Origin of the sequence: Lactococcus cremoris subsp. cremoris KW2, from assembly GCF_000468955.1 — a bacterium.
In the GTDB taxonomy this organism is placed as follows: Bacteria; Bacillota; Bacilli; order Lactobacillales; family Streptococcaceae; genus Lactococcus; species Lactococcus cremoris.
Window position 1 is genome coordinate 1400482 of sequence record NC_022369.1, and the last position, 13063, is coordinate 1413544.

Genomic DNA, 13063 nt, shown 5'->3' on the forward strand with positions numbered 1-13063 from the left:
GGCTTTTTCTTTTTGATTTCGTGAATTTTTTCATTAATTTTGCTATAATTAATCTTAATGAACTTCTTTAAAAACACGATAATTTTTTTTAAAACAATAAAAACGAAACCGCTTGATTTTGTTATCATTTTCGTGTTATTTCTTGCTTCCTTTTCAACGATATTCCTTTTCGCCACTGGTTCTACTGGAGCCAAAGCCGAGCTTCGGATTAGCGGGAAAGTCATAAAAACATTTGATTTGAAAAAAAATCAAACTTGGACTTACCGTGATAAAGATGGCGACTATAACAAAATAGAGGTGAAAAACGGCGAAATTGCAGTTGTTGAGGCGAATTGTAAAGACCAAATTGATGTCCAACGAGGCTTTATTTCTAAAACAGGGGAAACAATCGTTTGTTTACCTCACAATTTAGTGATTGAAGTGATGAGTGGTCAAAAAGACGAACAGGTAGATTATAAGGTATGAATATCAAAGAATACGTTTATGTTTCCTTATTAACTGCTGCTGCAGTAGTCATGGGAATCATTGAAAGCACACTGCCTCCTTTTTTTGCTTTTGCTCCCGGAGCTAAGGTAGGATTGGCCAATTTAGTCATGATTATTGCTGTCTTCACTTTGAAATGGCAACAGGTTTGGGTCATGCAAATTCTTCGTCTTTTAATTACAGCACTTTTTACTGGATTTTCTGTCTTTCTCTATTCTTTTGCTGGCGGAATTTTATCTTTATTAGCCATGTACTTAATGAAGCAATTTGGACCAAAGCTAGTCTCACTGATTGGTATTTCAACCGTTGGTGGATTTTTCCATAATTTTGGCCAGTTAGCTATGGCTTCACTTTTAGCGAAAACAACTTCTGTCATGCTATATTTGCCATGGCTTGCCTTTTTTGGAATACTAGCTGGTTTTGCGATTGGTATTGCCGGGAATCAATTAATTTCACGGGTTAAACCCATACAGGAACTATTTATCAAAGAGAGTAAACAATGGACTTAAAAAATAACTTTTGGAAAGACTATCCAGCACTTGAGAAGGAATTAGCTCAAGTACATCAATTAATGAAAAGCCATGTTACCATCAAAAATTCTGATGTCAAATCGGCTATTTTTGATATTTTTGATGCAGGTGGGAAAATGTTACGCCCTGCTTATCTGCTTCTATTTTCAGGATTCACTGACCTTTCGGAGAGCGAGCGATTGGCTCTTGCTGCTTCTGTCGAAATGATGCACACGGCAACTTTAGTACATGATGATGTGATTGATCATGCTGATACTCGACGTGGAGTTGCCACCTTGTCAGCAAAATATGGGCCTGAAATTGCTGTTTATGCCGGCGACTATCTCTTTATTGCTGTCTTTCGTTTAATGTCAGAACACTCATTAGAATTGTCAAATTTAACTAAAAACATTGGGTCAATTGAGCGTTTGTTAGGTGGCGAATTGGGTCAACTTAATCATCATTTTAATCTTCAACAAACTTTGGATGATTATATTGAAAACATTTCGGGAAAAACGGGTGAACTTTTTGCACTATCTGCTTCTGTTGCTCCTTTGATTTCCAAGAATAATGCTCTGACAAAACGAGCCTACAAAATCGGCATGAATATTGGAATTTCTTTCCAAATCATGGATGATTATTTAGATTATGCATCGACTGCTCAAACGCTTGGGAAACCGGTACTTGAAGACATTAAACAAGGCATTTATTCGGCTCCTGTCCTCTTTGCTTTACAGGAAAACAATGCTCTCGTTTCTGAATTAATTAAAAATGAAAAATTCGATGAAGTTTATGATTTTATCAAAACTTCTGATGCCCTTGAAAAAACCAAAGCACTTGCGAAATCTTACACCCTTTCAGCATTAAATTTAATCGATAAATTACCTAAAGGTGAGAATCGAGAGCTGATTGCTGAAATTACTAGAAAACTTTTGGAGCGAACTTTATGACCCCTGATGAATTTTTGTCAGCACTGACAGACTTTGATATCAAGCTATCTGATAAACAAATCAAACAGTTTGAACGCTATTTTGAACTTTTGGTTGAATGGAATGAAAAAATTAATCTGACCGCAATTACCGAAAAAAACGAAGTCTATTTAAAACATTTTTATGACTCGGTTGCGCCAATTTTGTATGGATTAATTACTGACCAGCCCGTCAGCATTTTAGATATTGGGGCTGGAGCTGGTTTTCCTAGCTTACCAATGAAGATTATTTTTCCTGAACTAGAGGTAACAATCATTGACTCTTTAAACAAACGAATTAATTTTTTGAGTTTACTGACAGAGGAATTAGGCCTTGAAAATGTTACCTTGCTTCATGGACGAGCCGAAGATTTTGGACAAGATTCGAATTATCGTGGAACGTTTGATTTTGTGACTGCCCGTGCGGTCGCTAGACTCTCCGTCCTATCAGAATTTACAATTCCTTTTCTCAAGAAAAATGGTAATTTATTGTCATTAAAAGCAGCTCAATTTGAAGAAGAATTAACAGATGCTAAAAAAGCCATTGCAATTCTGGGCGGAAAATTCATCAAGGAAATCGCTTATGAATTGCCTAATGGCGATGAACGCCACATTGCCGTCATTGAAAAGAAAAAAGAAACACCAAAGAAATACCCACGTAAAGCAGGCACTCCTGCTAAAAGTCCAATAAAATAAAAAATCGGCTAATCATTGCCGATTTTTTTGGTCAGATTGCTAATAAGCACTGAGATTGAAACAATGGCCGTAAAGCTATTCATAATCATTGCTGGTGCAGTAAGCGATAAGGTAATGAAGACTGAAAGTAAAATAAAGGTAAGATGTATCGTCCGATAACGAAACCAAAAATGAGCAATTTTTGACTGGTATTTCGATTTTTTCTTGTTTTGAACTCGATGCCAAGAATGGACCGCAAGTACTGTCAGCAAATCTAATAAGAACATATAAGCAAAAGCCATACCAAAAGCGACGGCAATTGAACTAAAATTGATTTCTGTTAAAACTTTATAAAGTGTAATTGTTTTACTATCATGGACTAATAGCGCATTTCCAACCTCAGTATAAATGACCGTGAAGATATATCCAAGGACAAGTGCAGTACAAATTCCAATTAAAACAATGAAAAAATGCGAAATTCTTTTCATATTATTGATTCCATTCTTCCTTTATCGCATGATAAGCTGAAACAGGGTCTTTTGCTTGTGTAATTGGTCGACCAACAACAATGTAATCTGAACCAATTGTTCTTGCTTCTTTTGGTGTCATTACTCGTTTTTGGTCGCCTTTACTTGCTCCTTCTGGACGAATTCCCGGTGTTAAACAAATGAATTCTTTTGATGTTGCCGCTTTAATTTTTTCAACTTCATGAGCGGAGCAAACGACACCATCAAGTCCGGCTTGGGCTGTTTTTTGTGCGTAATTAATGACAGATTCTTCAAGACTGGTCATAATTTTTTGGTCATTTTGCATAATTTCCTCAGAAGTCGAGGTTAATTGCGTAACGGCAATTAGTTTTGGTCTTTGACGTCCAGTTGGAGTCCCTGCTTCTAAACCGCGTTTAGCTGCAACCATCATCTCAACCCCGCCAGCAGCGTGAACATTGACCATATCAACTCCCAAACGGGCTAAAACACGCATGGATGATTCAACTGTATTTGGAATATCATGAAGTTTTAAATCAAGGAAAACGCTATGACCGAGCGATTTCACATAATATACTACTTGTGGGCCGGCGGTATAAAAAAGTTCCATACCAAGTTTGATGTAGAGTTTTTCAGACGGGTCAAATTTTTCAAGGAAATCTTTCACATCTGAGAATTCTGGGAAATCTAGGGCAATAACAGGTCTATTTTCTTGCATTTTTTCTTCTTTCTTTTCTTAATATTTATTGACAGAACTGCCAGATTTACTGACGGTTCTTTTATTTAATGATAAAATACTCAATTTTTAATCGATGACGATTGATAGAATCATCAGGTCCATAGAGAATTAATTTCTGCCTTCTTTTACTTCTTGAATCAAGCTTTCTAAACTTTCAATCCCGTACTGGTCCATAAGCTCTGGTAATTTATCAATAATTTTTGGACAAACAAATGGGTCAGCAAAATTCGCAGTACCCACCGCAACAGCTGACGCTCCAGCCATATACATTTCTAAAACATCTTGAGCGTTGGCCACACCGCCCATTCCAATGATTGGAATATCAACGACCTGTGCCACTTGGTGAATAAGTTTGAGCGCAACTGGTTTGATGGCTGGCCCTGATAAGCCTCCTGTGATATTGGCTAAAATCGGCTGACGAGTTTTCAAATCAAAACGTACGCCCATGAGTGTATTAATCATGGTTAAACCGTCAGCGCCTGCTGCCTCTACTGCTTTTGCAATCGGAACAATATCAGTCACATTAGGTGAAAGTTTCACATACAAAGGCACCTTACTTACCGCTTTACAAGCTTTAACTAGAGCCGCCGCAACTTCTGGGTCAGTTCCAAAGGCTTGCCCGCCATGCTTGACATTTGGACATGAAATATTTAATTCGATGGCTTTAACATTTGCTGCATCACCAATTTTAGCGCATACAGCCACATAATCAGCTTCTTCAGAACCTGCTACATTGGCAATAATTGGTAACTCTGGAAAATTTTCGTTAAGCCAAGGAAGTTTTTCTGTCATTATGACTTCTAATCCCGGATTTTGCAGCCCAATGGCATTAAGCATGCCACTCGCTGTTTCAGCCACACGTGGTGTTGGATTTCCAAAACGAGGATGAAGAGTCGTCGCCTTAACCATGATTGAACCCAATTTGTTCAAATCATAATATTTCGCATATTCTTCGCCAAAACCAAAACAACCTGACGCTGGGATAATTGGATTTTTTAAGTCAAGTCCAGGTAATTTTACTGACAGACGATTGTTTTCAGTCATTATTTCTCTCCTAATTTAATGTGAGAATCATCAGCTGTGCTGACAATTCTTTAATCCACCGATAAAATGCTCATATTAATCGCATTTTACTGACAGAATCATCAGTTGCACTAACAATTCTTTTATCCGCAACTAAAATACTCCCTATTCAGTCGCATTTTACTGACAGAGCTGGCAGATCCTCTAACATTTCTTTTAATTGCTGATATCCTATTGATAGAACATTTCAATTACAATGAAAGCTGTTTCCCTAAAAAGACCGGTCCATCTTCGCAGACCTTGAGGGCATGGCTTTCATCTTCTTTATCATGTTCGACGCAGGCATAACAGGCGCCAATCCCACAAGCCATTCGACTTTCCATTGAAATATAAAGGCGCTCTAGTTGGTCATATTTTTTGGCAACTGCTTTAAGCATGGCTGGCGCACCACAAGTATAAAGGGCATCCGCCTCGAAATCAATTTCATTCATTAGCATACCAACATGTCCTTTTGTACCATAAGAGCCATCATCGGTAGCAATTTTCAGTGTCACATTTTTCAAATTAGAAAATTCATTTTCTAAAATTTTGACATTCTCAGAAGCAAAACCAAGTAATATGGTCATTTGACAACCGGTTTTCTCTAGTTGTTTTGCCAGTTCATAAAGAGGGGGAACCCCAATTCCACCACCGATAATCAAAATTTTATCAGTCGAAGTCACCTCCGCTACTGGAAAACCATTTCCCAAAGGACCCATGATATCCACTTTTGCACCAGGTTCCAATTTTGAAAGTTCATAGGTTCCAGTCGTTTCATCTCCAATCCGATAAAGAATCGTACAAGTTTTTGCCCTTTTATCCCAACTCGAAATTGAAATTGGTCGACGTAATAACATGGCTCCATTAGAAACAGCCAGATGGAGAAATTGTCCGGGCAAATCCATTTCATCTACTAACGTTCCTTTAAGCACCATCTCAAAAATATTGTAGGCGACCTCACGTTGGCTGACAACTGTCATCATCTCTTGTAATTGGGACATTATTTCTCCATTCTTTTATTTACCGATAAAATGCTCTAAATTATATAATAAAAAAACACTTGTAAGAGAACTTACAAGTGTACTAAAAAATTGGTCATTTACTGACAGACAAATACGCTAAAAAAGAAGTTGATCCTTAGTTTGTCAGTAATCCAAGATAAATTTTCCGTATCCTTGCAAGCCTCTCTGGACTTAGTTAAAGGTTTTAAAATATTATAACGAAAAAAGTGTCATTCGTCAAAGATTTTTTTAATGATTTGCTTTTATTTTTTTCAAATTTGGGAAACTTACAATCAAACTGACAATAATTAAGATGAAAAATAAAGCTAAAATAATTGAAGTTCCTTGGCTTGTTCCAGTTTTGAAACCATTAAGACCTTGGAAGAGTGAAAGGGTTGTTGCAACTACTGCCGTTGCGACCGCTCCGATAAATTGTTGTAAAGTATTGACCAAAGCATTTCCATCAGAAAGCTCCTCCGTTGACAAGGTGCCCAAACTGCAAGTCATCAAATTACTATAAGAAATTCCCAAACCTAACATCAAAACAATGTGCGCAATCAAAAGGAGAGCGAGACTCTTAGTCGGTAAAAATACAAAAAGCAAAACGAGTCCCAAAGCCGCTAAAACTAAACCTGTCGTAATCGGCTTTCTTGCCCCAATTTGGTCTAAGATTTTACCAGAAATCGGAGCCAAAACAGCCCCTATCAAAGCTCCAGGAAACATAAATATTCCGGCAACAGATGAACTAAATCCTGCTGATACTTGAAGAAAACTTGGCAAAATAAATGATAAACCTAATAATAAAGCTTGATAAACTAAAAGACTAAAAATTAAGGCAACGAAGCGACGATTTTTCATGATTCCCAAATCAATTAACGTTTCTTTACGATTGAAACGAACAAACATGACTGCTCCAATCATTCCGATGACGAACAAAAGTGCGAAAGTAAGCAAATGTTCTGCACTCAAAGCCGAAATAAAGGCAAAGAACATAATTGACAAGGCAATAACTGGACGAAAGGCCAATTTTTTTGGTGTTTTTGCAATTTCTCTTGGAAGGGCAGCTAAACCAAGAAATAAGGAAATGATAACTAAAGGAAGTAAAAAGATGTAGATATAACGCCAATCAAGCGCATGAGCAATAATTCCCCCATAAGTTGGGCCAATAGCTGGCGCAATAGAGGTTGTTAGAGTTCCAATTCCCATCATCATTCCTCTTTTATGAAGAGGTGCCTTAGTTAATATAAGATGGAACATCAGAGGTAAACCAATCCCTGTCCCGATCCCTTGTAAAAGGCGGCCAAACAAAAGCATGGCAAAATTCGCTGAGAAACAGTTGGTTAAGACTCCAACTAAAAAGAAAAGGTTGGCAATCAAGAAAAGCTTTCTTGCCGAAAAGCGCTCATTAAAATAAGAAGAGAGAGGAATCGTAATCGCAATCACAAGAAGATAAATCGTCGTTACCCATTGTATTTTTGATGTAGAAAGTCCAAACTCATGAATGAGCGTTGGGAAAGTCACATTCATCGCGGTTTCAATCAGAACACCAGAAAACGACAAAATACCTGTAGCAATCACTGCCCCTAATAAGTGGAAATGGTTGTTTTTATTCATGCAATAAAATCTCCTAAAACTAAACAAAAAGAGGCGAAATTATTATTCTAGAATAATAATTTCGCCTCTGTATAATTCAACATAATTTATGTTATCTGTACGAAAGTTATAACTTGTCTATTATATCTATAAATCTCATAAAATGCAAGTCTTAACTTTTTCGAGGACAAATTATAAATTATATAAAAATAATTTTTCAATTTTTATGCATTAACACTGTTTCAAACGCATATTTATCGTAGCGATGAACATTCATGGAAGCCTCAAAAGTCCTGCCATCAGACAAATATCCAACTTGTGATACTAGAACAACTGGGTCCCCAGATTTTCCACCCAATTCTACTAATTCTTCGTCAGTTCCTTTTCGTGCTTCAATTCTGCGATGAGCGCTCCCAATAGTCAATCCAAGTTCATCTTCAATATATTCATAAATCGAACCAGAACAAATTTCAAAAGTTAAATTTTTAATTAAATCGACTGGCATATAAGTACTCTCAATGACATAAGGCTCTCCATCAATCAAACGGGTCCGAACGACATGATATAAATCACTTATCTCACTTAATCCCAGTCTTTCCATAATTTCGGGTTCAGATTTTACCACTTCAAATACCAAAATTCGACTTTCAACAACCTTATCTGCAAAAAAAGCACTGGAACCTTGAAATTGGTTGACTACTTTTAATTTTTCAATATCCTCTGTGCTCAGCCCTTTAACAAAAGTTCCGCTCCCTCTCCTTTTGATGATCAATCCCTCATTAACAAGTTCATCCATTGCTTTTTTTACCGTTAGTTTTGAAGCATTGTATTTCAAGATCATTTCCGATTCTTTAGGGAGCAAAGTTCCAGGTTTATATTTTCCTGAAATGATTTTATTTCTTACATCATTTCGAATTTTGGCATATTTATTCAAGTAATTCTCCTTTCAAAATCTTCTATTTATTACTCGAATTATAGCACTATTTGCCGTAAAAAAGAAATGTTTAATTAAATTTATTATAGATTTCCTCAGAAAGCTCTAATATCGATTTTTCTGCTAAATTTTTAAAGAAATATGCCGATTTTTTCAAACACTTTTTCTGAGTATGAATATTAACCGATATCAAGCCATAACGATTTCGATAAGAATTACGCCAACTGAAACAATCAATAGGTGTCCATAGATGAAAACCATAGCAGTTTGCGCCCTCGTCTATTGCCTTATGCAACCAATAGAGATGCTCCTGAATAAATTGAATCCTATAATCATCTTCAATCAGACCGTCACGATTTAAATAACGGTCCTCATTACTAACTCCTATCCCACATTCAGACACAAACCAAGGGATATTTCCATAATTTTTTTGGATATTTTTAGCAATATTGTATAGTGTTTGCGGATAAATTTCCCAACCTTTATCTACATTCATTCGCGCTCCCACCATTTTATAATCATCAAAATATTTATTCGGTAACCAATCAACAGTCAAACTATCTGGCGAATAATGCGGACGTTGCGCACGATTGGGATGGTAAAAGTTAACTCCAAACATATCCACTTTATTATTTTTTATTGTTTCTAATTCTTCCAATGTAGAATTCCATAACACTCTATCTTTAGTTAGGATTTCAACTAATTCATTCGGAAATTTACCTTTGACAGATGCATCCATAAAGAGTCGGTTTTGCCATAAATCCGCAAAATGGGCTGCAGCAATATCTTCTTTATCCTGTGAGGCTGGATAATTTGGACTTAAATTTAAGATGATTCCAATTTTTCCATCAGAATTTTGATTCACTTCACGATATTTTTGAATGGCTAAACTCGAAGCCAATTGCAAATTATAAGCCACCTGTACTGCGAGTTTACCATCAACCAAGTCTGGATAATGAAATTGATAAAGATAGCCACCTTCAACTACTACCATTGGCTCATTATGAGTAAACCAATCACTCACTCGGTCACCAAATAATCTGAAACATTGTTCAGCATATTTCACATAGAAACTAATCACTTGTTTATTTGCCCACCCGCCGTATTTATGAAGAAGTTCAACTGGCAAATCAAAATGATGTAAATTAATTATCGGTCTAATACCATTTGATAAAAATTCATCAATGACGGCATTATAAAACTCCACTGCTTCAGGGTTTACTGTTCCTTCTTCCAAGTCATCAATCAAGCGTGACCATTGAATGCTTGTTCTTACTGAGTTCAAACCTGCCTTTTTCATCAATCTAATATCTTCTATAAAATCATTATAAAAATTACTAGCCACATCGGGACCAATACCATGCCAAAAATGCTCAGGAAATTTTTCAAAATCATAGTCAAAAATATTGGCGTGCTTCTTGTTAAACCGTCCTTCTAGCTGTGGCCCACTAGTCGCTGCTCCCCACCAAAAATCTTTTGGAAATTTTAATTCAATCATCTTTTTTTACTACCACGTAATTTCTTTCAAATTTTGTTCCAATTTTTCTAAAGCTTTTTCTAATCCCAAGCCCTTATAAGCCTGCGCTGAGATCCATTTTCCATTGATGTCATTTGATGTAAAGGCTGCTAATGCCATCCCAGGCACAACCGTATCCACTAGATTTGGAGCATTTTTGCCACCAAGATCCGTTTGAATCCAACCAGGATCGGCAACATTAATTGTTACACCCGTCCCTTCAATTTTTTTGGAAAAGTCTTTGCTTATTTTATCTAAAGCACCCTTTGAAGCTGCGTAAGCACTTTGTTCAGGTTGATAAATAATCCCACTTGTTGTATTACAAATTCGCCCAAATCCCTGCTCAATCATTTTTGGTAAAAACTTTTCTATTAAAATCATAGGAGCGACAAGATTTACTTTGTATGTTTGGATATATTCTTCCACGTTCATTAGACTAAAAGGAGTTTGTGCTTTAGGTTGGATTCCTGCGTTATTGAATAAATAATCTAAAACAACTCGTTTATCTATTTCATCAGCCATTTGACGTACTTGCATTTCATCTGATAATTCAGCATCAACCGCAAAAGTTTTAATCCCTAGATTTTTGAGCTCACAAATTAAAGACTCAGTATGTTTCAAACTCCGACTATGAACTACTACATTTATTTGATTTTTAGCAAGAAACAGTGCAATTTCTCGCCCGATTCCTCTTGAAGCACCCGTAACCAGTGCCCATTTATTTTCTGTCATCTATCTCACTTCTTTCTTTTCTAATCGACTAAAAGCAATATCTATCATTTTACAAAGTAACCCAGGAATAAATAAAACAAACCAGATTCGATTAAATCCCGTCAGGAAAAATGCTAAAATGACAATCATCAATGTATAAAAGACCATTGACCAATTGTTTTTCATTTTTTGAATAACCTCAACAAATCGGTCTAACCCATAATATGTCTTGAAAATAATATAAATCAATGTCAATACAAAATAAGCAATACTAACCAAAATCAAAAACGTCGTCAGATTAGATAATGGAAAGTCACTTGCCAAAAAGAAGACACCAAGCATAAAGATAATAATCAAATTACTGACATCAAATTTAACCTTAACTCCATGTGTTCTTTCGCGGTATTTGTCGTAATAAGTTCCACGCAGATAAGCAAAAGTTTTCTTAAAGGAATAAGTTGTCCCTAATAAAATAAAGCCACGCAGAAAATTTAGCCAAAACATCAGAGACGAAAGTACAATCATATAAATCCATTGGATTGCCCATGTAAAACCTGATACTTTCATTTAACCGCTCCTGTCACTCCATTATAGATATACTTTTGCAAAACAATGAAGACAATCAAAATAGGTACAATAACAATCATAACCCCAGCCAAAATCACTGGCCACTGCACAACCGATGAACCTTTGAAAGCAAAAAGTGCCGTTGAAATCACTTGTAAACTAGGGTCAGGCATATAGAGATAAGGATTATAAAAATCATTATAAACACCCACTCCTGAAATAATGACCATGGTCACAATTGGTGCTTTCAAATTAGGCAAGATAATCGACCAGAAAATCCTAAAGTATGAAGCCCCATCTAACAAAGCCGATTCGTCCAAGGAATAGGGGATTTCTTGCAAAAATTGTAGAAAAATATAGAGGGCAATCACATTTGTTCCGATATAGAGGAGAATGACTGACCAACGTGTGCCTACCAAACCCAGTTGATTAATCAATTGAAAAACTGCTACTTGGGATGTAATGGCTGGTATCAACATGGCTATCGTAAAGAGCGCCAAAATCAGTCTTTTCAGTCGAAAGTCAAAGCGGTTCATCACATAAGCAAATGATGATGAAATCAAAAGCTGACCCGTCATTGAAATCACAAAGATAATGAGCGTATTTTTAAAACCTGTCAGCATATTTCCTTGTGTAAAAGCTTGGCTATAATTAGCTAGCGTAAAATGCTTTGGCAAGCTCAAAACGCCTGAATTCGTGAACTCTGTCAGTGATTTAAAAGAGCCAATAAAAACAACCAAAAGTGGCAAGACTGCTACAAGCGCCGCCAAAGTTAACGGAATATATTTTAGAAGCTAACTCATACGAAATTTCTGTCTACTTGTCTTTTTCATTATGCTCCTGCTTTCTTTTTAGAAGTACTTCTGTCTTGTGTCAGAATAAATTGAGCCGCTGAAATCGTCACCACAATAATCAATAGAATGACTGCCATAGCTGATGCAAGCCCTACTTGATTATAGTTAAAAGCCGTTTGCACCGTTTGAATGACAAAAGTCATTGTCCCATTGGCTCCACCAGTCATAATATATGGCACTTCAAAGACAGAAAGTGAGCCTGAAACAGATAAAATGATGTTCAAAAATAAGATATTTCTAATTGCTGGAATAATAATAAAGCGAAATTGATTCCAACGATTTGCGCCGTCAATCTCTGCAGCCTCGTAAATTTCGGGATCAACCGATTGAATTGCTCCAAGAAAAATCAAAAAATTAAAGCCCATATAACGCCAAATCGAAACAAAAGATAATGAAATATTATTAATAGATTGATTTCCCAGCCAGAGTGGCACATGCTGAATCCCAACCAAGTGTAAAAGTGAATCTAAAGTTCCACCCGTTTTATAAAAATATAAAAACATAAAACCAATGGCAACGCCATTTAACAAGTAAGGAAAAAAGAGAATTCCTTTCCAAAAATTAGCAAACTTAACTTTGAAAGACAAGATTGTCGCAAAAAGTAAAGCCAGTCCAAGTTGCGGAAAACTTGATAAAAAATAATATAAACTCGTCTTGAAAACACCAAAATAATTTGGATTAGAAAAAACTTTTTCGTAATTTGCAAAGCCAACAAAGTTTGAGCTTGGCGAGATTCCATTCCAATCGGTCAGCGAATATTGAACCATTTTCACTAAAGGATAGTAGGAAAACATCAGAAGTAAGACAAGTGGAACAATCGTAAAGGCAAAAATGATTAATCTTTTCTGCGCTTTTTGTGATAATTTATTCAAGGTAACTCCCTCCAAAAATGAAAGGTTGGAAAAATAAATTTCCAACCCAACACCTTTCATCATCTTTATCTAAAATATGTTTCAAATCATGATTT

Annotated in this window: 15 protein-coding genes; 4 read left to right on the forward strand and 11 right to left on the reverse strand. The window is 36.1% G+C overall.

Translation table 11 applies throughout. The features are described 5' to 3' along the window. Positions 1-57 precede the first annotated feature (57 nt). The 4 genes from KW2_RS06615 to rsmG are packed head-to-tail and all read left to right on the forward strand — an operon-like array spanning position 58 to position 2655. Positions 58-465, forward strand: a complete 408-nt coding sequence (locus KW2_RS06615) for a NusG domain II-containing protein (protein WP_021037376.1) — start codon at positions 58-60, stop codon at positions 463-465. Next, entirely contained in the window at positions 462-992 is a 531-nt protein-coding gene (locus tag KW2_RS06620) for a Gx transporter family protein (RefSeq protein ID WP_021037377.1), read from the forward strand. Before KW2_RS06615 ends, KW2_RS06620 begins: the two co-directional genes overlap by 4 nt. Then, positions 983-1942 (forward strand): polyprenyl synthetase family protein, encoded by a 960-nt coding sequence (locus KW2_RS06625; protein WP_011835018.1) that lies wholly within the window; start codon positions 983-985, stop codon positions 1940-1942. Before KW2_RS06620 ends, KW2_RS06625 begins: the two co-directional genes overlap by 10 nt. Beyond that, positions 1939-2655 (forward strand): 16S rRNA (guanine(527)-N(7))-methyltransferase RsmG, encoded by a 717-nt coding sequence (gene rsmG / locus KW2_RS06630; RefSeq protein ID WP_021037378.1) that lies wholly within the window; start codon positions 1939-1941, stop codon positions 2653-2655. The genes KW2_RS06625 and rsmG overlap by 4 nt, the downstream gene beginning before the upstream one ends. An 8-nt stretch (positions 2656-2663) precedes the next feature. Here the strand turns inward: rsmG and KW2_RS06635 are convergent, their stop codons facing one another. The 11 genes from KW2_RS06635 to KW2_RS06685 form a co-directional block, all read right to left on the reverse strand. Then, a complete protein-coding gene (locus KW2_RS06635) occupies positions 2664-3122 on the reverse strand; it encodes a hypothetical protein (protein WP_021037379.1) in 459 nt (152 codons plus the stop codon). A gap of 1 nt (position 3123) precedes the next feature. Further along, complete coding sequence (gene pyrF, locus KW2_RS06640) at positions 3124-3837, reverse strand: orotidine-5'-phosphate decarboxylase (RefSeq protein WP_011676339.1); 714 nt, start codon at positions 3835-3837, stop codon at positions 3124-3126. Positions 3838-3966: 129 nt separating this feature from the next. Next, on the reverse strand, positions 3967-4902 hold the full coding sequence (locus tag KW2_RS06645) for a dihydroorotate dehydrogenase (RefSeq protein WP_021037380.1): 936 nt from the start codon (positions 4900-4902) through the stop codon (positions 3967-3969). A gap of 230 nt (positions 4903-5132) precedes the next feature. Continuing rightward, positions 5133-5921 carry a dihydroorotate dehydrogenase electron transfer subunit gene (locus KW2_RS06650; protein ID WP_014572723.1) on the reverse strand — a complete coding sequence of 263 codons (789 nt, stop codon included), beginning with the start codon at positions 5919-5921 and terminating at the stop codon, positions 5133-5135. Between the two features lie 249 nt (positions 5922-6170). Next, a complete protein-coding gene (locus KW2_RS06655) occupies positions 6171-7535 on the reverse strand; it encodes an MFS transporter (RefSeq protein WP_021037381.1) in 1365 nt (454 codons plus the stop codon). 196 nt (positions 7536-7731) lie between these two features. Further along, on the reverse strand, positions 7732-8448 hold the full coding sequence (locus KW2_RS06660; RefSeq protein ID WP_021037382.1) for a GntR family transcriptional regulator: 717 nt from the start codon (positions 8446-8448) through the stop codon (positions 7732-7734). 70 nt (positions 8449-8518) lie between these two features. Then, the gene (locus KW2_RS06665) at positions 8519-9946 is read right to left on the reverse strand and encodes a glycoside hydrolase family 1 protein (protein ID WP_021037383.1); all 1428 of its coding nucleotides are present in this window, start codon (positions 9944-9946) and stop codon (positions 8519-8521) included. A 9-nt stretch (positions 9947-9955) separates the two neighbouring features. Next, positions 9956-10696, reverse strand: coding sequence for an SDR family NAD(P)-dependent oxidoreductase (locus tag KW2_RS06670; RefSeq protein WP_021037384.1), 741 nt, complete (start codon positions 10694-10696; stop codon positions 9956-9958). Further along, positions 10697-11242 (reverse strand): hypothetical protein, encoded by a 546-nt coding sequence (locus tag KW2_RS06675; protein WP_021037385.1) that lies wholly within the window; start codon positions 11240-11242, stop codon positions 10697-10699. Then, positions 11239-12024, reverse strand: coding sequence for a carbohydrate ABC transporter permease (locus KW2_RS06680; protein WP_051303730.1), 786 nt, complete (start codon positions 12022-12024; stop codon positions 11239-11241). Before KW2_RS06680 ends, KW2_RS06675 begins: the two co-directional genes overlap by 4 nt. Positions 12025-12074: 50 nt before the next feature. Continuing rightward, the gene (locus KW2_RS06685; RefSeq protein WP_021037387.1) at positions 12075-13028 is read right to left on the reverse strand and encodes a carbohydrate ABC transporter permease; all 954 of its coding nucleotides are present in this window, start codon (positions 13026-13028) and stop codon (positions 12075-12077) included. Between the last annotated feature and the right edge of the window lie 35 nt (positions 13029-13063).

Bases quoted from the DNA above. Each gene is read 5' to 3' on its own strand.
- KW2_RS06615 (WP_021037376.1), top strand. From the start codon at position 58: ATGAACTTCTTTAAAAACACGATAATTTTTTTTAAAACAATAAAAACG.
- KW2_RS06620 (WP_021037377.1), top strand. From the start codon at position 462: ATGAATATCAAAGAATACGTTTATGTTTCCTTATTAACTGCTGCTGCA.
- KW2_RS06625 (WP_011835018.1), top strand. From the start codon at position 983: ATGGACTTAAAAAATAACTTTTGGAAAGACTATCCAGCACTTGAGAAG.
- rsmG (WP_021037378.1), top strand. From the start codon at position 1,939: ATGACCCCTGATGAATTTTTGTCAGCACTGACAGACTTTGATATCAAG.
- KW2_RS06635 (WP_021037379.1), bottom strand. From the start codon at position 3,122: ATGAAAAGAATTTCGCATTTTTTCATTGTTTTAATTGGAATTTGTACT.
- pyrF (WP_011676339.1), bottom strand. From the start codon at position 3,837: ATGCAAGAAAATAGACCTGTTATTGCCCTAGATTTCCCAGAATTCTCA.
- KW2_RS06645 (WP_021037380.1), bottom strand. From the start codon at position 4,902: ATGACTGAAAACAATCGTCTGTCAGTAAAATTACCTGGACTTGACTTA.
- KW2_RS06650 (WP_014572723.1), bottom strand. From the start codon at position 5,921: ATGTCCCAATTACAAGAGATGATGACAGTTGTCAGCCAACGTGAGGTC.
- KW2_RS06655 (WP_021037381.1), bottom strand. From the start codon at position 7,535: ATGAATAAAAACAACCATTTCCACTTATTAGGGGCAGTGATTGCTACA.
- KW2_RS06665 (WP_021037383.1), bottom strand. From the start codon at position 9,946: ATGATTGAATTAAAATTTCCAAAAGATTTTTGGTGGGGAGCAGCGACT.
- KW2_RS06670 (WP_021037384.1), bottom strand. From the start codon at position 10,696: ATGACAGAAAATAAATGGGCACTGGTTACGGGTGCTTCAAGAGGAATC.
- KW2_RS06675 (WP_021037385.1), bottom strand. From the start codon at position 11,242: ATGAAAGTATCAGGTTTTACATGGGCAATCCAATGGATTTATATGATT.
- KW2_RS06685 (WP_021037387.1), bottom strand. From the start codon at position 13,028: ATGAAAGGTGTTGGGTTGGAAATTTATTTTTCCAACCTTTCATTTTTG.